The organism is Methylobacterium sp. JK268, assembly GCF_054052225.1.
Window position 1 is genome coordinate 80,764 of sequence record NZ_JBSVZN010000027.1, and the last position, 18,400, is coordinate 99,163.

An 18,400-nucleotide genomic window follows, 5' to 3' on the forward strand; every position below is an offset into this window, starting at 1 on the left:
TCGATGGAAACCGGGTCGCGATGCGGTGAGACGGCCTGATTTTCAGGTAAAACGCGCCCTTTTCCGGACGAGGGCAGCGTCAGCGGAAGGAGATCCGGAAACCAGCCCGAGACTCTGCCGCGAAGCGGCTCCGACTTCCAGGACCGTCGTCGAAAAGGCGGTCGCTTCGCGAAGTCTTGCGCTGGTTTCCGGGTCGCATTCCGCTGTCGCTGCATGCGCCCGGAAAAGGGAGAACCCGTAGCGGGGCGTGTGTCTCCTGGTTTGATCCGCCCGGATCCGCCGCGCGGGTGGAAACTCGTACCCGGCCGAGGATGCCGACCCTCGCGATTCAGGGCGGGCTCCCTCCGTTCGTCGGCCCGAGTGCCGCGAGGCGCCGCCCGAGGAAGCCCCGCACCGCGTCGCGATCCCGCTCGGCCTGGGCGTTCCAGCGGGCGAGGTTGCGATGCGCGGCCGCGCGCGCCTCCGCCCGCCAGTCCGGCCGGGCGAGCCGGGCGGCGAGCGAGGCCGCCGCCGCCTCCGGGTCGTCGGGCGCGAAGACGTGCCCGGACTCGCCGAGCACCTCCCGGAAGACGGGCTTGTCCGGCGCCGCCACCATCAGGCCGCCGAACTGCACCTCCAGGAGCGGGAGCCCCAGCCCCTCGTCGTGCGCGGCCGTGAGGAACAGGTCGAACTCCCCGATCGCCGCCCGGGCCGCCGCGTCGTCGAGGAAGCCGAGCTGGACCACGTGCGGCAGCGCCGCCAGGGCCTCCGCGTCGCCGCCCCAGCCCGGACGGCCGATGATCCGCAGCTCCACCGGCCGGCCGAGCCGTCGCGCCAGGGCCGCGCAGAGGGCGGCCGCGCCCCGGTAGTTCTTGCGCGGCTCGATCGTGCCGAGCGCCCCCACCACCAGCGGCCGCGCCGGATCGCGCACGTCCTCCCGCGGGGCCACCCCGCCGAGGCCGAACACGTCCCGGATCGGCGGCCGGTAGGGCAGCACGGTGGCATCGGGGCGCAGCCAGGGCCGCAGGGCCGCGCCGGTCGTCTCGGAATTGACCAGGAAGGCCGTCAGCCGGCGCAGCGCCAGGCGGAACGGCTCCGCCATGTAGAGCTTGGCCGCCCGGTTGAGTTCGTGCCGCCGGGTGAGCAGGAACAGGTCGTGGACGTAGAGGACGCTGCGCGCCGGCAGGGCCGCGAAGAGCGGCGACGGCGGATAGCCGGAGAACACCCACAGCGTCCGCCCGTGGCGCAGGGCCGCGGCCGGCATGCGGAGCATCTGCTCCAGCATCATGGCGGGGCGGGAGGCGCCCGCCTCCCAGCCGGCGACGGGCAGCGGCGCCAGCGCTTCCTCGCAGAACAGTTCCCGGGTGATCCGCTCGATGCCCGAGGCGCGCCGGGACAGGTGCGTGCGGTCGACGACGAGGGTGGGGCGCCCGCCCAGCCCCGCGGCGCGGGTCCCGCTCATGCGCCGTCCGCGCGCAGGGCCGCGTCGCCCTCGCTCTCCAGCATGCCCTTGATCAGCCACAGCAGGGAGGCGGTCTTGATGCTCAGGAATCCGTAGCTCACCAGGGCGTTGAAGGTCACGTAGAGGCAGAGCGCGTGCGCGTAGCGGATCTGCTCGCGCGTGCGGTAGCGGGTCGAGAAGGCGCAGTAGAGCCAGAAGGCGGCGAGCCCCGCGAGCGACTGCGTGGTGATGACGTAGCCGACGCCGCTGTCCACGGCCTTGGAGATCAGCTTCTCCGACAGGCCGAGGAATTCGGGCACGTCGTAGGCGCGCAGGAGATCGACCGTCCAGGCGATCCGGCCCGAGAAGTCGTCGCTGCCGCCCGCCTGCCCGGTGAGGCCGACGAACAGGAAGGCGCAGAGCAGCGCCCCCGGCAGGTACAGCACCGGCGTCGCCCGCGGCAGCAGGTGCCACAGGCGGGTGGCGATCAGGATCATCACGAAGGCCACCAGGGCGAGCCGCCCGTCGCAGGCCACCATCAGGAAGAAGTTGCTGGACAGCAGCAAGACCCGCGCGGCCACCGAGAGCTTCTCCCAGCGGGAGAAGACGTAGGCCGCGATGATCACGCAGTAGCCACCGAGCGAGACCGGTTCGAGGAAGACCGAGGAGACGCGGTGGGCGTCCATGAACTGGTCGGCGATGCTCAGGAAGCGGGCATCCGGGCGCGTCGCGCTCACGAACAGGTCGGACTCGGTGTTCCAGAAATCGGCCTCGGTGAGCCCGCGGGTGGCGATGAAGTAGTCCTTGACCCGAAACAGCGCCGAATAGGCCTCGACGTTGAAGGCTTCGAGCATGCCGACCACGACGACGACCGCGTGGATCCCCGCGAGGTAGCGGTCGAAGAGCCGCGTGCTCGCGCACAGGCCGAGCATCATGAAGACCGGCGCGATGAGGATGTCGCGGAAGTACTTCACGCTCGTGGCCGGGTCGACCGCGATGGCGCGCACGGCCATGAACAGGAAGAGCCACGCGATCAGCGCCACCGAGAGCGCCATGCTGGGCCGGTAATGCGCGGCGGCGACGAGCAGGGCGGCGCCCATCACCAGGATCTCGCACCCGATCACGATGCCCGGGGAGAGCCCCGTGACCGAGCCGTTGACGACGGCGAGGGCGGCGTTGAACAGCATCGCCGCGCCGAGGATCCAGAACGGCACGTGCGCCAGCAGCACCGTCGCCGGGCGGGACCCGGCGAGCGCCGCCGCGGCGCCACGGGGCGCCCGCAGGAGGGACGCGGAGGTCGCGGACATGGGGCCTTCCGAAGCGAGGGCGGGGACGGGCGCGGTCAGCGGGTGGGCACCTCGGGCGCCTCCTCCGCCTGCAGCGCGATCTCGACCACGTCGCCCGGCTGGAGTTCGGTGTCGAAATCGGCCGGCAGGCGGGTCCTCGTGCCGCCGGACTTGCGGAAGATCGTGATCTGCGGCTGGCTGTCGAAGCCGCGCACGAGCTGCGACTTCACCATCCCGGTGTAGCGCAGCTTCTCGCTGGCGGCCTGGAGGCGGCTGCGGATCGTCGCGAGCTTGGCGGTGCTGTCCTGGATCTCGCGCAGCACCTCCAGGCGCCGGTTGTCGTCCACCCGCTGGAGCTTGCGGCCGAGATCGCCCTTCTCGCGCTCGACCGAGGCCAGGAGCGCCGTGGTCTGAAGGGCGCGGGTCGCGGAGAGCAGCACCGTCCGGCGGGCCTCGACGAGGCGCGGCATCGGCACGTTCCCGCGGTCGAAGAGCTGCTGGTAGCGCTGAAGATCCTCGGTGTCCGACTGGACGCCGGCCTTCTCGCGCCGCTCCTGCTCGGTGAGGACGCTGGCGCGCTCGCTCTCCTTGGCGGCGGCGTCGGTCAGGTAGCGCTTCTCCTTGGCGATGTCGTCGCTGCGGGTCGCCAGGATCGCCCGCTCGCCCTCCGACAGCTCCTTGGTGAGGGAGGGCGCCACCGGCGTGTCGATCACCGCCTTGCGGTCCGGGTCCGGCTTGCCGTCGAGCTCGGCCTTCAGCCGCGCCAGCCGCTGCTGCTCCTTGGCGTAGTCGATCCAGGCCGTGTTGTACTCGTCGCGCAGGCTCGCGAGCTGCAGGAACGGGTTCTCCATCTTGAAGCGCAGGATGTCGAACCCGCCCGCCAGCGCGATCGTCTGGCGCACCGTCATCCCGGGCCGGAAGGGTTGTTCGCCCGGCTTGGCGATGTCGCCGTTCAGGTAGACGGGCCGGAATTCGAGGATCGAGACGTTGATCTCCGAGGCCGACAGGATCAGCGGAAATTCCCGGCCGTCGTCGGTGCGGCGGCGGATTTCCTTCGAGGGCAGGAGCGACTGGATTCGCGCGCGCGCGTCGGCGAGCGTGAGGCCGCCCACGCGGACCTGGCCGACGAGCGGGACCGTGACCTCGCCGTCGCCGTTGACCACGCTCTTCGCCTTGAGTTCGGGAACCGCGACGGCCTCGACGGAGAGCACGTCGCCCGGCGCGATCAGGTAATCCGCGGCGGCGCGGCCGGGCAGTCCTGCTACGGCTGCTCCGAGGAGCAGCCCGCCGAGGGCACGTCCTGCGACTCGGCGGATCGACCGAGGGCGCGGGGCCTCATGCGACATGCACGGTTCTCCTTCTGTCGGCGGGCCTCGCGGCGAGGCCCGAGGGGCGTCCGGCGGGCTCGGCGGCGAGCCCGGGACTTTCGTGGCGGACGATCGGGCTCCGCGGCCCCGACCGGGGGCGGGGTCCGCGACACCCGCGGTCGACGACGCCACGCGGTTTGCGCCCCGAGGATCCTCGACCCTCGACGCCGCCGTCGGTCCGGCCCGGTCAACGGGACCCTCCCCATCCGGAGAGCACCCCGCCCTTGTGCGACGCACAAGGTCGTCGCACGAAAGAGCCCACGCGGGCGGCGCCCGAGACCCGGCTGGAAAGACACCTCGCTGGGGATTCGTTCCAATATTTTTCGCGTTGCACAAGGTGCGTTCACGTCGCTGCCGCTGCGATCACCCTGCTCACCAATCAAGCGGACAATCTCGGCGGGTCTGATGCGGTCGCCTCAACGAGCAGGACGGTTTCTGTATCTTACACAGCAATATTTATGCCGGTTCGGCGAGATCCGGTTCGGATCGACAGTTTCATGACAATCTTACCCGCACGAGTGCATGGCAGGCATGCGCGAGTGTCATGGAGAAGTGTCCAAGTGCAGATCGGGAATAGGACTTTTTTCCTTATCATCGGTCATACCCTGCACGATCGCTGCCAAAACTGCGTTCGGCACGGCTGACGGACAATCAAACAGACCCTCCCGGCGCAATCTAGTCATGCTCATTGTGCATCTCTGTATCGCTTACCGCGCATGCCTGACGCGGCCGACAGTCTCAGCCGGATGGGGGAGGATCTACTATCCAGACGGACTAATGCGCGAGATCCGAAATCCGCCTCGCGCCAGGAACCCTCTCGCGTTGCAACAAAAATCGGATGCCCGGTCTGATTGAGGGGCGGCGCAATGCGCGAGACCCCGGGTTGGTTCCCGGACCTTGCCGGGCCGCGGCGCGCGGCGGCCGCGGAGGCGACCGGCGCGGTCGGCCGGCGGGTTGTGAAAGCCGTCCGACCGATGTTAACCGTGTTGTAGCAGCAGGCGGCGGGCCTCCCGCCCGACAACACAAGTTTTGCTGTTAGCCAACGACATCTCGATCAGCACAGCGGCGCGTAATGCCGGTTTGTGCCTCGCATGGTTGCACGCCGGTCCGAGGGATCGGGCAGCCGAGATCCTATCGTCTGGCGGGATGATTTGCACATCCTGTCGCACCGATCGCGCAAGGGTGGCCATGAACGTCAAGCCGAACCAGCTGCGCCTGCACCTGAATACCGTGCCGTCCGCGGTGGAGCAGGACGGGCGCTGGGGCGTGGCGGCGATCCTGGACGTTCTGCGCCGCCGCCGCCTGATCGCGGCCGGCGTGCTGACGGCCTGCCTCGCCGCGGCGATCCTCTACCTGGCGACTGCCACGCCCCAATTCATGGCGACGAGCATCCTCGTGCTCGACACCAAGCTGACGCCGCCCTCGCCGGCGCAGGTCAGCGCGGAGCCGACCATCGATCCGGCGGTCGTGGAGAGCCAGATCGAGATCCTCAAGTCGCCCAAGATCGCCGCCGACGTGGTCGACCGGCTCGGCCTCCAGCGCGATCCGGAATTCATCGGCGAGGGGCCCTCCCTCCTCGGCGGATTGACGGAGCGGATCCTCGCCCTGGCGGAGTTCCACAAGGGCCCCGCGACCGCCCCGGACCTGCGCCAGGTCGCGGCCGGGACCCTCGAGCGCAAGCTCAAGATCATGCGCACGGGCCGCAGCTTCCTGGCGGAGATCAACGCGGTCACGAAGGAGCCGGCGAAAGCGGCCGCGATCGCCAACGCGGTGGCCGAGGCCTACATCCAGGACCAGCTCAACAGCCGGATGGAATCGAGCCAGCGGACCACCGACTGGATGCAGCGCCGCCTGCGCGAGGTCCGCCAGGACGCGGAGACCGCCGAGCAGGCTCTGACGGATTACCGCGCGCACGCCGCCGCCGGCGCGGCGCCCGTGGGCGCCGAGGACCTCGCCTGGGAGCGCGCCTCCCTGGAGGCGATGCGCCGCTCCGCGGAGGAGAGCCTGGCGCGCGGGCGCGCCGGAATCGCCGCCGCGCAGGCCGCCCTCGCGGCGCTCGACCAGGGCGAGGCGCCCGCCGCGCTCGCCCGGCGCCTCAAGGATCTGGACGACCCCGAGACCGCCCGGCTCGCCGCCGGCATCGCCGGGTCGGCGCCCGATGCGGCGACCACCGACGCCCTCCGCGGGCGGCTCGCCAAGCTCGTCGAGGAGCGCCGCGCGGCGGCCGAGCTCGCGCAGCGCCGCGACGCCCTGCTGGCCCGCCGGCTCGGCGACCTCGCGCGCCGGGACGGACCGGGTCCGAGCGACCGCGAGCAGCAGCTCTCCCGGGCGGCCGAGCTCGCCCGCTCCACCTACGAGTCGCTGCAGAACCGCGTCTCGCGGGTGAGCTCCTTCCTCCAGCAGCAGGCGCTGCCCGTCACCGAGGCCCGCCTCGTGAGCCCGGCCATGCCGCCCATGGCCAAGTCCTCGCCCAAGACGACCCTGGTGCTGCTGCTCGCCGTGGCCGGCGGGCTGGCGGCCGGGATCGCGGCGGCGTTCCTGCGCGAGATGTTCGACCGGCGGGTGCGCTGGCCGGCCCAGATCGCCACGCTCGGCCAGCCCTTCCTCGGCCCGCTGCCGCCCGTGCGCCGCCGCCGGGCCGGCACGCTGCCCCTGCTCATCACCGGACCCAACGCCTCGCCGGTGGCCCTCGAGACCCTGCGCTCGGCCAAGGTCGCGCTGGACCAGGCCCTCGGCCGCGAGCAGACGCGCGTGGTCGGAATCGTGTCCCCCGGCGAGCGCGAGGGCAAGTCGACGCTCGCGGCGAACCTCGCGGCGCTCGCCGTCGAGATGCGCAACCGAGTCCTCCTCATCGACGCGGACCTGCATGGCGGCGGCCTCTCGGCGCGACTGGCGGGCCCGGAGGCGGTCGGGCTGGAGCGGGCGATCACGGAGCTGCGGCCCCTCTCGCGGAGCGTGGTGCGCACCGGCCTCGGCTTCGACCTGCTGCCGGGCGCGCCCGGCGAGCCGCCGGCCCACCCGGTGGAGGTGCTGGGCTCGCCGGGGTTCCGCCGTCTGCTGGCCGAGGCCCGCGACACCTACGACTACGTCCTGGTCGACGTTCCGGCGGTCCTCTGCGCGGCCGACGCCCGCGCCGTGGCCGACGCGATCGACGGTTTCATCCTGACGCTCGCCGCGGGCACCACCTCCCTCGACGCGGTCGAGCGGGTCTTCGCGGTCTGCCCCGGCATCGCCGACCGCTGCGTGGGAGTGGTCCTCAATCGATCCAGGGTGGTGGTCGCCCCCTTGCGCCGGGCGGCGCCCCGCGGCTCCCGGCGGGCCCTGATCGAGGTGGCGCGATGAGCGCCGCCACGGTCCTGCGCGGGGCGCGCCGCGCGATCCGGCCCGTCGCGCGGGCGGTCCGCCGCCACGTGCTGCCGCGGATCCTGCCCCCGGCCGACCACAGCTTCCCGGACGGAGCCGCGCGGGTGCGAGTGATCGGCCTGCTCTCCTCCTCGTCGGGCCTGGGAGAATCGGCGCGCCTGTGCCTCGGCGCCCTGGGGGAGGCGGGCTACGGCCTCTCCACGACCAATGTCGCCGCGCTCTTCGACAGCGACGATGGCCTCGCCTACCCGGCCGGCTCCGACACCGAGGCGGATCTCGCGATCTACCACCTCAACCCCCCGATGCTGCTGCCGAGCGTGGTGCGGGCGGGCCTACGCCGGCACGCCGGCACCTACAGCATCGGCTACTGGGCCTGGGAACTGGAGAGCCTGCCGCCCGAGTGGATCGCGGCGCTGCGCTTCGTCGACGCCGTGATGGTGCCGAGCCGCTTCTGCCAGGCGGCCGTGAGCGCCCATACGCGCAAACCCGTCATCGTCGTGCCCCACCCGGTCGACGCCCTGGTCGGGCCCGGCGAGCCACCGGCCCCCGCGCCGAAGGAGCGGGGGGACGTGTTCCGGGTGGTGAGCATCTTCAACTTCGGCTCGTCCTATGCCCGCAAGAACCCGACCGCCCTGGTGCGCGCCTTCCGGACCGCCTTCGGCGACGATCCGGCGGCCGAGCTGGTGCTGAAGGTCAGCGACGGCGCCCGCTACCCGGAGGACCGCGCCCAGGTGCTCGCGGCGATCGGCGGGGCAGCCAATATCCGCCTCCTCGATGCGGTCTGGGACCGGCCGACGCTGCAGGGCTTCCTCGCCTCGGCGGACGCCTACCTGTCGCTGCACCGCTCGGAGGGATTCGGGCTGACGCTCGCGGAGGCGATCCTCTGCGGGGTGCCCGTGGTCGCGACCAACTGGTCGGGCAACACGGATTTCTGCGATCCGGCCCTCGCCTACGCGGTCGACGCCGCGCTGGTGCCGTTCCGCGACTCGCACTCCGCCTATGCGGGAATCGGCGAGGCGCGCTGGGCCGAGCCCGACACGGCCCACGCGGCCCATCACCTCGCCCGCATCCGGGCGGCGCCCGAGGAGGCCCGGGCCCGCACCCGGGCGCTGCGGGCCGCCCTCCTCGGCCACCTGCGCCGCCACGACTACGCGCAGGCCCTCGCCTCCCTGGCCCGGCCCGCCGCCGCCGCCTGAGCCAGGCCGAGCGGCGCGCCCGACGACCCGGACCTTCCACGACCCGCAACGCCACGACCCGGAACTTCTCGACCCGGAACTTCTCGACCCGGAACTCCTCGACCCGGAACTCCTCGACCTGGAACTCCTGCCCCCGCCCCCCGCGACCCCGCACGGAGGAATCGAGCCTTGACCGAACCCAGCTTCCCGACCGACGGAGAGACCAGCGTGTCCGTGTCGCTGATCGTCTGCACGGTGGGCCGCCTGGCGCCCCTGGAGCGGCTCCTCGCCTCTCTGCGGCGGCAGACCTGCCGGCCGCTCGAGATCCTGATCGTCGACCAGAACCCGGCCGGTACGCTGAGCCCCCTGCTCGAGCGCTTCCACGACCTGCCGATCGTGCATCTCGTCGACCTCGCCAATGCGCGCGGCCTGTCGCGGGCGCGCAACCTCGGCCTCACCTGCGCCCGGGGCACCGTGCTGGGCTTTCCCGACGACGATTGCTGGTACGACCCGGAGGTGGTCGAGCGGGTCGCGGCCCTGTTCGCGGCGCCCGGCGCCCCGGACCTGATCTGCGGCCGCACCCTCGACGGAGTGGGGGTCGAGTCGGTGAGCGCGCACCTGCCCGCCGCCGCGTCGATCGAGCGTCACAACGTCTTCCTGGCGGGCAATTCGAACGGCCTGTTCGTCCGCCGCCGCCTCGCGGAGCGGGCCGGCGGCTTCGACGATTCGCTCGGCGTCGGCGCCGCCACGCCCTTCCAGTCCGGGGAGGAGACGGATTTCATCCTGCGCTGCCTCGCCCGCGGGGGCACGGGCCGGTTCGACCCCTCGCTGGTCGTGCGCCACGACCGCATCGCGGAGGATGCGCGGGCGGCGGCCGACCGCGCCGCGCGCTACGCGCCGGGCTTCGGCCGCGTGCTGCGCCTGCACGGGTTCGGCACCGGCTACCTCGGCGAGCGCGTCCTGCGGGCCGGCGCGCGCGGCGCGCTCTGCCTGCTCGGCGGCCGGCGGGACGAGGCCCGCCAGCGCTTCGCCTGGGCACGCGGCACCCTGCGCGGCTACTTCGCGGCCCCGGCGGCCGGGGCCGCGCCGTCCCGCCCGGACCCGGCGCCCTTCGGCCTGTCCTTCGCGGCCCTCGACGAGGGGCAGCTCGCCCGGCGTCTCGCCGGCCCGCTGGTTCCGGCGGGGGCGGGTCCGCGGGTCGTGGCCACCGCTAACCTCGACCACGTCGTGCAGCTCTCGCGGAACGCCGCCTTCCGGGACGCGTATCGCCGGGCCTGGGTGGTCACCGCCGACGGGATGCCGGTCTACCTCTACGCCCGCCTGCGCGGCGCGAAGCTGCCCGGCCGGCTCACCGGCGCGGACCTGTTCGCCCGGCTGATGACGATGCTCGCCCCCGAGCGGCACCGCTGCTTCTTCATGGCCCCGTCCGAGGAGACCGCGCGCCGGATCGAGGCGGCGCTGCTCGCCCGCGGCTTCTCGCCCGACCAGCTCGCCTTCCGGGTGCCGCCCCTCGGCTTCGATGCGGACGAGGCCTATTCGCGGGCGCTCGCCGAGGCGATCCGGGCGCATCGCCCGACCCACCTGTTCCTCGGCGTCGGCTCGCCGAAATCCGAGATCTGGAGCCACCGCTACCGCGGGATGATCGGCGATTGCTACGTGCTCAACGTCGGCGCCGCCCTCGACTTCTTCTCCGGCACCAAGAGGCGGGCCCCGGTGGCGCTGCAGCGGGCCGGCCTGGAATGGGCCTGGCGCGTCGCCTCGGAGCCGCGCCGCCTGTTCCACCGCTACTTCGTCGCCTCCTGGCGCTTCCTCTGGCTCGTCGCCGCGGACGTGGCGCACCCGGCCCCGGACGCGACGCCGAGGGCGCGCCTGGAGGCGGAATCCCGGCGATGAGAGCGGACGGAATGGGCGGGGCCACCCCCGCGCGCAGACCGGCCTCCGCGCGCGCGGAGGCCGCCGCGAGCCCGCCGCGCCGTTCACCACGCCACGAGGAGAGACGGAGCATGCAAAGGGGTATCGTCGTCGAGTTCGATGACCGCGGCCTCCCGAGCCGCGACGGCGCCGCGCCGCGCGTGGCGATGAGCCTGGACCCGGCCCGCCCCCTGTGCCGGCGCGCGCACCGGGTCACCGTGGCGCGGGCCAAGCGCGCGACGGACGTGGCCATCGCCCTCCTGGCGATCCTCGTCCTGCTGCCGGTCTTCGCCCTGGTGGCGATCCTGATCAAGGCGGAGACGCCCGGGCCGGTCTTCTTCCGCCAGCGCCGCTACGGCGCCCACCGGAGGACCTTCCTGATCTTCAAGTTCCGCACCATGACGGTGCTCGAATCGAGCGGCGCCTTCCGGCAGGCGGCCGCGGGCGATGCCCGGGTCACCCGGGTCGGGCGCTTCCTGCGCCGCTCCAGCCTCGACGAGGCGCCCCAGCTCCTCAACGTTCTCGTCGGCGACATGTCTCTGGTCGGGCCGCGCCCGCACGCCATCGCCATGGACGACGCCTACGCGGCGGCGGTGTCCCACTACGATGACCGCTTCCTGGTCCGCCCGGGTCTGACCGGGCTCGCCCAGATCAGCGGCTGCCGCGGACCCACCGACACCCACGACAAGATCGCCCGCCGCATCGCCCATGACCGGGCCTATATCCGGCGCTGGTCGCTGCTCCTCGACCTCGCGATCATGGCGCGCACCCCGATCGCGCTGGTGAGGGACCCGAATGCCCTCTAGGCGGCGCGCGCCCGGCCTCACCCGCGGCGGCTTCACCCGTGGCGGCTTCCTGGCGGCGCTCGCCGGGACGGCGGCCTCGGCCGCCCTGCCGCGCGCGGCGCGCGCCGGCGCGCCGGCCTATCCGGGCGTGAACCTGTCGGGGGGAGAGTTCGGCGACCTCGGCCGGCCCCTCGGCCAGGGCTACATCTACCCGCCGGACGAGAGCTTCGCCTACTACGCGGCGCGGGGCATGCGGCTCGTGCGCCTGCCCTTCCGGGTCGAGCGGGTGCAGCCGCAGGCGCTCGGGCCGCTCGCGGCCCGGGACGCGGACGAGCTCGCCCGCTGCGTCCGGGCGGCCCGATCCGCCGGACTCCTCCTCGTCCTCGACGCGCACAATTACGGCAAGCGGGACGGCCGGCCCATGGAGGCGCGGGACCTCGCGGACCTCTGGGCGCGGCTCGCCGCCCGCTTCCGCGACGAGCCCGGCGTCGCTTACGGGCTGATGAACGAGCCCGTGGCCTACCCGGCCGCCGCGTGGCGGCCGATCGTCGACCGCGTCGTCAAGACGATCCGCGACGGCGGCTCGCGCCAGCGGCTGATGATCCCGGGCGGCAACTGGACGGGCGCCCATGCCTGGGTGAGCGACGGCAACGCCGCCGCCTTCGAGGATTTCAGCGACCCGAACTTCCTGTTCGAGGTCCACCAGTACCTCGACCCGGATTCCTCCGGCACGCATCCGCAGGATTACGCCCCGGGGGCCGGCGCGACGCGGCTCGCGGCCTTCACGGACTGGGCGCGCCGGCGCGGCGCCGGCGCCTTCCTGGGCGAGTTCGGCTTCGCGCTGCCGGCGGGTGAGGGAGAGGCGCGGGCGCTGCTGGCCTATCTCGGCGCCAACGCGGATGTCTGGCGGGCCTACGCCTACTGGGCCGGCGGGCCCTGGTGGGGCGACTACGCCTTCAGCATCGAGCCGTCGCCCGCGGGGGACAAGCCGCAGATGGCTCTGCTGCAGCGCGCCATGCGGGGGGACCTGTGAGCAGCATCGCCCGGCAATCCGTCGCGAACGCCGTCGCGTCGGGCGCGATCCTGATCGGCGGCACGCTGAGCACGATCGCGGCCGCGCGGCTGCTCGGCCCCGAGCGGCTCGGCGTCGTCACCTACGGGGCGTGGCTCGTCAGCATCGCCCTGATGGTGGCCGATCTCGGCATCCCGGGGGCGCTGGCGCGCTACGTGCCGGACCTGCGCCAGCGCGGGGAGGACGGCACGGCCGACGGCCTGACGCGCCTGCTCTTTCGCCGCTTCCTCCTCTCGGCCTGCCTCACGGCCGCGACGCTCGCCGGGACGGCGCTCTGGCTCGGACGCGGCGGCGCCGTCGGCCCGGTCACCCCGGACCATTACCTGTCGAACCCGATCTTCTGGCTCCTCGTCGCCGGGGCGATCCTCGGGCAGAGCGCCTCGGGGTTCACGGTCGGCCTGCTGCGCGGGCGCCAGGAATTCGGCCGGATGGCCCGGGTGATGCTCGCCGCGGCCCTGATCCAGGTCGCCGTCTCGACGCTCGGCGCCGTCGTCCTGGGTGTCACCGGGGCGATGCTCGGCGGGATCGCGGTGGGCCTCGCGCCGGCCCTGTTCCTCTGCCTCGCGCTGCGCCGCGGCGGGGCGCCGGTCCCGGCGGAGCTGCGCCAGCGGGTGCGCCGCTACTGCCAGGCGACCTGGGCGAGCTACCTGCTCGCCGCCATCGTCTGGACCCGCACGGAGATCTTCTTCCTGGAGCGGAGCTGGGGGAGCGGGGCGGTCGCGCTGTTCTCGGTCGGCGTGACGCTCGCCAACCTCGCCGTGCAGCTCCCGCTCCTCCTCACCGGCTCGCTGCTGCCGCACTTCGCCCAGCACATCGCGGCGGGCGACCAGGAGCGGGCGGTCGCGCTCTACCGCACCAGCATGCGGGTCCTCGCCATGATGGTGTTCCCGGCCTGCCTCGGCGTGGTCGCCATCGCGCCCGCCCTGGTGCCCCTCCTGTACGGGGACGGCTTCGCGGGCGCGGTGCTGCCGACCGCGATCCTGGTCGGGGCCTCGGCCCTGAGCGCGCTGACCTCGGTGGCCCAGACCTTCATGAACGCGAGCGAGCGCAACGGCTTCAACGTGGCGGTGGGGGCCGTGAGCGCGGTCGGGGTGATCCTGTCCGGGCTCACCCTCGTCCCGGCCTACGGCCTCCTCGCCGCGGCGGCGGCCCGGACGGCGATCCAGCTCTGCAGCACCGCGGCCTGCCTCCTCTACGTGGAACGGCGGCTCGCGGCGCCCGCACCGCTTGCCGCGCTCGCCCGCCTGCTCGCCGCCGCCGCCCTCTGCGCGGCGGCCGCCCACGCGGTCGTGCGGGCGGTCCCGGGGCCCGGCGCCGTGCTGATCGCGATCCCGGTCGGGATGCTCACCTACGCGCTCGGCCTCAAGCTGTTCGGCTGCATCGGCGAGGCCGAGCGGCGCCTGCTGCAGAGCGTCACCGACGCCCTGCCGCGCCCCGCGGCCCGGGTCATGAGCGGTGCCGTCCGCTTCTACGGCTGAGCCCTTCCCTCGTCCTGAACGGAGCCCCATCCGATGCGCGATTCCTCCATCCTGGTCGTCGGCGCCGGCTTCGCCGGGGCCGTCGCGGCGCGGGTCCTGGCCGAGGCCGGGCACCATGTCGCCGTGATCGACCGGCGCGACCACGTCGCCGGCAACGCCTTCGACGAGATCGACGCGCGGGGCGTGCGGATCCACCGCTATGGCCCGCACCTCTTCCACACCAGCAACGAGCGGGTGGTCGGCTGGCTGTCGCGCTTCACCGATTGGACACCCTACGCCCACAAGGTCACGGCCCTGCTGCCCTCGGGCGTCCACGCACCGCTCCCGATCAACCGGCGCACCCTTGAGGCGGTGTTCGGCCAGCCGCTCGACGGGCCCGAGGCGGCGCAGGCGCTCCTCGCCGCCAAGGCCGAGGATCTCGGCCGCGCCCCCGCCAACGCCGAGGAATACCTGCGCGGCCGGATCGGCCGCGACCTCACCGACCTGTTCTTCGCGCCCTACACGGCCAAGATGTGGGGGCTCTCCCTCGCCGACATGGACGCCGCGGTGGTCAAGCGGATCCCGCTGCGCTTCGACGACGAGGACCGCTACTTCCCCGACGATTCCTTCCAGGCCCTGCCGACCGGCGGCTACACGGCCCTCGTCGCCGCCATCCTCGACCACCCGCACATCACCGTGACGACGGGCTGCGCGTTCGCCCCCGAGATGACGAAGCAGCACGCCTTCAGCTTCCTGTGCAGCCCGATCGACGAGTTCTACGACTTCCGCTTCGGCCCCCTGCCCTACCGGTCGATCCGCTTCCACCACGAGGGGCTCGCCCGCGCCGAGGCCGCCGCGCCGAGCGCGACCGTGAACTACACCGACCGCTCCCCCTTCACGCGCAGCACCACCTGGCACCTCCTGCCCGGGCACGACGCTGCGGGCGGACCGGAGGTGACGCGCACCACCGAGGAGCCCTGCGACTACCGGGACAACGGGTTCGAGCGCTACTACCCGGTGAAGACGGCGGATGGCCGCTTCGACGCGCGCTACCGCGACTACCGCGCCCTGGCGGATGCGGATGACCGCCTCGACTTCATCGGCCGCTGCGGCACCTACCAGTATCTCGACATGCACCAGGTCGTGAACCAGACCCTCGCGGTCGCCGGGAAGTGGCTGGAGGAGCGCCGCAGCGAGCCGGCCCCGGGCCGCCCGGTCCCGGCCGCGGGCGCGCCTCGGCCCGCCGCGATACCGGCCGAAGCAACGCCGGCCGAAGCAACGCCGGCCAACGTGGCGCCCGCCGCGCCGCGCTACGCCGTGCTGTTCCGCACGCATCTCTGGGACGCCTTCGTGGAGCGCCAGTTCGCCCGCCTGAAGGAGCGGGTCGGGCGCGGCGACCTCTTCGTGCTCCTCGACGAGACCGGCGGCCCGGTCGCCACCGGCCAGGAGGCGGTGGTCTCGCACACCAACGCGGGCATCCTCGATCTCGGCCTCGCCGCCGCGGGCGAGGGCAACCTGCTCTGGTACAACGGCGACTACCCGCTCTACGCCTTCCTGCGCGAGCATCCCGGCTACGATTACTACGTGATGACGGAGTACGACGTCTGCGTGAACGCGGACCTCGACGACCTCGTCGACCGCGCGGCGCGGGCCGGGGCGGGCCTCGTCTCCCTCACCAAGGGCGAACCCGTCGCCGAATGGGCCCACGCGGCGAGCTGCCAGGAGTCCTATCCGCCGGACGCGGTGCGCAAGAGCCTGATCTGCTTCGCGATGTTCTCCCGGGCGGCGGTGGAGCGGCTGTTCGAGAAGCGCCTCGCCCTGTCGCAGGCGCGGGCGCGGGGCGAGATCGCGCGCTGGCCCTTCTGCGAGGGGTTCATCCCGACGGAACTCGCGGTGAGCGGCTTTCGCCAGATGGAACTCTCCGAGCTCGGCTCGACGGCCCAGTACGATTGGTGGCCGCCGGTGCTGGAAGACGACCTGCCGACGCTCGCCGCGGAGACCTTCGTGCACCCGGTCCTCGACCGCGCGCGCTTCGTCGATTCCGCCCTGCGGATCTGGCAGGTGCCGGACCTCTTCGACGGGCGCAGCGCGCTCCGCCAGCGCCTGCGCAAGGTGCCGGTGAGCGTCTACGGGCCGCGCCTCGCGCGGGTGCTGCGCACGCGGGTCGAGCGGGCCCTGCGCCGCCGCCTCGACCGGGCGGCGTGAGCGGCCGGCGGACGGGAGGCGCCCGTGACGCGGATCGACGTGATGATCCCCGCCTACAACGCGGAAGCGACGATCGGGCCGGCGATCGAGTCGGTGCGCCGCGGCCAGCACGAGGCCGTGACCATCGTGGTGGTGGATGACGGCTCGACGGACGGGACCGGCGCGCTGGTGCAGGCGCTCGCCGCGGAGGATTCCCGCATCCGCTACGTCCGCCAGGAGAACCGGGGCATCGCGGGCGCGCGCCAGCGGGCCCTGGAGGAGACCACGAGCGCCTTCGTCTCGCAGCTCGACGCGGACGACCTCTCGGATCCCGACCGCCTCCCCCGGCTCCTCGCCGTGATGGAGCGGCGGCCCGACTGCGTCGCGGTCTGCGGCGCCGCCCGCCACATCGACGGCGACGGGCGCCCGACCGGGCACGTGGTCCGGCTCGGGGATCCGGGCGCCGCCGATCCCGACTGGCTGCCGGCGCGTGAGCCCGCGCAGCTCCCCTTCGCGTTGTGGCGCCGCGACGCCCTGATGGCGGCGGGGGGCTACCGGCCCTTCGTGTACGGGGAGGACGTCGACCTGTCCTGGCGGCTCCTGGAGATCGGCGCGGTCGAGAACCTGGACGCGGTGGTGGGCTCCTACCGCTTCCACGCCAGCAGCACCGGGTCCTCGCTCGTCAACACGCGCATCCTGGCGGTGGAGACCCAGCTCGCCGCGCTCTCCGCCCGCCGCCGCCGGGCGGGGCGGCCCGACATCGCGCTGACGCGGGAGCGCCGGGCGGATTACCGGGCGGCGGAGAGCCTCGCGGGAATCTGCGCCATCGCCGCCACCGGCCTCGACCCGCAGGAGGCGCGCGCGCTGCGCCGCGCCGCGTCCTTCAAGATGCTGGCCTGGCTGGAGGACCGGCGGCAATTGCCGGATGACGGCGATTGCGCCTTCATCCGCGCGTCCCTCGACGCCCTGCCCTCGCTCTGCGCGCCGAACCGGGCCGAGATCCGGCGCACGCTCTCGGTGGTCGCGGCGCGGCTGATCGCGGCCGGCGCCCTCGCCCGGGCCGCGCGGCTCGCCCCGCCGGCCCTGATGCCGGCGGCGCTCGCACGCACCGCACTCCGGCGGCACTGAGGCTCCGGTGCGGCGCCTGCTCGCGGCTCTGGCGCTCGTCCTCTTCGCGCTCGTCCTCTTGGCGCTGGGCCCCGCCGCCGCGGATGGCTTCGTCTCGACCCGGGGGACGCAGATCGTCGGCCCGGACGGCACGCCGCTGCAGCTGCGGGGCATCAACCTCGGCAACTGGCTGGTGCCGGAGGGCTACCTGTTCGGCTTCCGGGAGGCGACCGCCCCCTGGCAGATCCGGCAGGTGTTCAAGGAACTGGTCGGCACGGAGGCCGACAACGCCTTCTGGCAGCGCTGGCGGGACGACTTCGTCACGCGGGACGACCTGCGCGCCATCCGGGCGGCCGGGCTGAACCTGATCCGGGTGCCCTTCGACTACCGGCTGTTCACCCCCGAGGAGGAGCCCGGGACCTGGATCGACACCGGTTTCCGGCTTCTCGACCGCCTCGTCGCCTGGAGTGCGGCCGAGGGGCTCTCCGTGCTGCTCGACATGCACGCGGCGCCCTGCGGGCAGACCGGGCACAACATCGACGATTCCTACGGCTTCCCGCACCTCTTCGCCGACCCGGCCTGCCGGCGCCGGATGGCGGAGGTCTGGCAGCGCATCGCCGCCCATTACCGGAACGAGCCGACGGTGATCGGCTACGACCTCCTCAACGAGCCCCTGCCCGAGCAGGAGGGGAACGCGCCCTTCCGGCCGGCGCTGATGCCCGTCTACCGGGAGGCGGTGGCGGCGATCCGCGCGGTCGACCCGAACCACCTCGTGGTTCTGAGCGGGATCAACGCCGCGATCGACTTCGGCATCTTCACGGATCCGGGCTTCGACCCGAAGGCGGTCTACACTTTCCACTACTACGTGAAGGCGCCCGACGACGCGGCCGTCGCCCCGTTCCTGCGCTTCCGGGAGCGATACGGGGTGCCGATCCTGATGGGCGAGGCGGGCGAGAACACCGACGCCTGGGTGGGCGCCTTCCGGGACGTGCTGGAGCGGCACGCGATCGGCTGGGCCTTCTGGACCTACAAGAAGATGGATGCCCCGAGCGCGCTACGCCGCTACGCCGTGCCGCCGCACTGGGACGGGATCGTCGCCTACCAGGGCTTGGCGCATCTGAGCCTGACCGACCGCCGCAAGCGGCGCCCCCAGGACGCGGAGGTGCGCGCGGCGCTCGACGGGCTCCTGGCCGCCATCCGCTTCCCGGCGACGGTCGAGAACCCGGGCTTCGCCGCCGCCCTGCGCGGCGGGCGTTGAGGGTTCGGAGCGGCC

General features: G+C 73.2%; 12 protein-coding genes. 9 read left to right on the forward strand and 3 right to left on the reverse strand.

What is annotated here, in order from left to right:
* Positions 1-328: 328 nt before the first annotated feature.
* Genes ACW9J6_RS24710 through ACW9J6_RS24720 form a run of 3 tightly spaced genes read right to left on the reverse strand, consistent with a single transcriptional unit; the run spans position 329 to position 4,052 of the window.
* Positions 329-1,441, reverse strand: coding sequence for a glycosyltransferase (locus ACW9J6_RS24710; protein WP_457119095.1), 1,113 nt, complete (start codon positions 1,439-1,441; stop codon positions 329-331).
* Positions 1,438-2,727 carry a polysaccharide biosynthesis protein GumE gene (locus ACW9J6_RS24715; protein ID WP_457119096.1) on the reverse strand — a complete coding sequence of 430 codons (1,290 nt, stop codon included), beginning with the start codon at positions 2,725-2,727 and terminating at the stop codon, positions 1,438-1,440. The genes ACW9J6_RS24710 and ACW9J6_RS24715 overlap by 4 nt, the downstream gene beginning before the upstream one ends.
* A gap of 35 nt (positions 2,728-2,762) precedes the next feature.
* The gene (locus tag ACW9J6_RS24720) at positions 2,763-4,052 is read right to left on the reverse strand and encodes a polysaccharide biosynthesis/export family protein (protein ID WP_457119097.1); all 1,290 of its coding nucleotides are present in this window, start codon (positions 4,050-4,052) and stop codon (positions 2,763-2,765) included.
* A 1,209-nt stretch (positions 4,053-5,261) separates the two neighbouring features.
* On the opposite strand from ACW9J6_RS24720, the gene ACW9J6_RS24725 reads away from it, so the two are divergent.
* The 9 genes from ACW9J6_RS24725 to ACW9J6_RS24765 all read left to right on the forward strand — a co-directional run bounded on the left by ACW9J6_RS24725 (position 5,262) and on the right by ACW9J6_RS24765 (position 18,385).
* The gene (locus ACW9J6_RS24725) at positions 5,262-7,415 is read left to right on the forward strand and encodes a GumC family protein (protein ID WP_457119148.1); all 2,154 of its coding nucleotides are present in this window, start codon (positions 5,262-5,264) and stop codon (positions 7,413-7,415) included.
* Positions 7,412-8,632: a glycosyltransferase family 4 protein gene (locus tag ACW9J6_RS24730; protein ID WP_457119098.1), complete on the forward strand. Its 1,221-nt coding sequence runs from the start codon at positions 7,412-7,414 to the stop codon at positions 8,630-8,632. Before ACW9J6_RS24725 ends, ACW9J6_RS24730 begins: the two co-directional genes overlap by 4 nt.
* 168 nt (positions 8,633-8,800) lie before the next feature.
* Positions 8,801-10,504 (forward strand): WecB/TagA/CpsF family glycosyltransferase, encoded by a 1,704-nt coding sequence (locus ACW9J6_RS24735; RefSeq protein ID WP_457119099.1) that lies wholly within the window; start codon positions 8,801-8,803, stop codon positions 10,502-10,504.
* A 110-nt stretch (positions 10,505-10,614) separates the two neighbouring features.
* On the forward strand, positions 10,615-11,328 hold the full coding sequence (locus tag ACW9J6_RS24740; RefSeq protein ID WP_457119100.1) for a sugar transferase: 714 nt from the start codon (positions 10,615-10,617) through the stop codon (positions 11,326-11,328).
* Positions 11,318-12,340, forward strand: coding sequence for a glycoside hydrolase family 5 protein (locus ACW9J6_RS24745; RefSeq protein ID WP_457119101.1), 1,023 nt, complete (start codon positions 11,318-11,320; stop codon positions 12,338-12,340). The genes ACW9J6_RS24740 and ACW9J6_RS24745 overlap by 11 nt, the downstream gene beginning before the upstream one ends.
* Positions 12,337-13,857 carry a lipopolysaccharide biosynthesis protein gene (locus tag ACW9J6_RS24750; protein ID WP_457119102.1) on the forward strand — a complete coding sequence of 507 codons (1,521 nt, stop codon included), beginning with the start codon at positions 12,337-12,339 and terminating at the stop codon, positions 13,855-13,857. Before ACW9J6_RS24745 ends, ACW9J6_RS24750 begins: the two co-directional genes overlap by 4 nt.
* A gap of 33 nt (positions 13,858-13,890) precedes the next feature.
* Complete coding sequence (locus ACW9J6_RS24755; RefSeq protein ID WP_457119103.1) at positions 13,891-16,041, forward strand: FAD-dependent oxidoreductase; 2,151 nt, start codon at positions 13,891-13,893, stop codon at positions 16,039-16,041.
* Between the two features lie 24 nt (positions 16,042-16,065).
* Entirely contained in the window at positions 16,066-17,148 is a 1,083-nt protein-coding gene (locus tag ACW9J6_RS24760) for a glycosyltransferase family 2 protein (protein ID WP_457119104.1), read from the forward strand.
* A gap of 7 nt (positions 17,149-17,155) precedes the next feature.
* Positions 17,156-18,385 carry a glycoside hydrolase family 5 protein gene (locus ACW9J6_RS24765; protein WP_457119105.1) on the forward strand — a complete coding sequence of 410 codons (1,230 nt, stop codon included), beginning with the start codon at positions 17,156-17,158 and terminating at the stop codon, positions 18,383-18,385.
* Positions 18,386-18,400 lie beyond the last annotated feature (15 nt).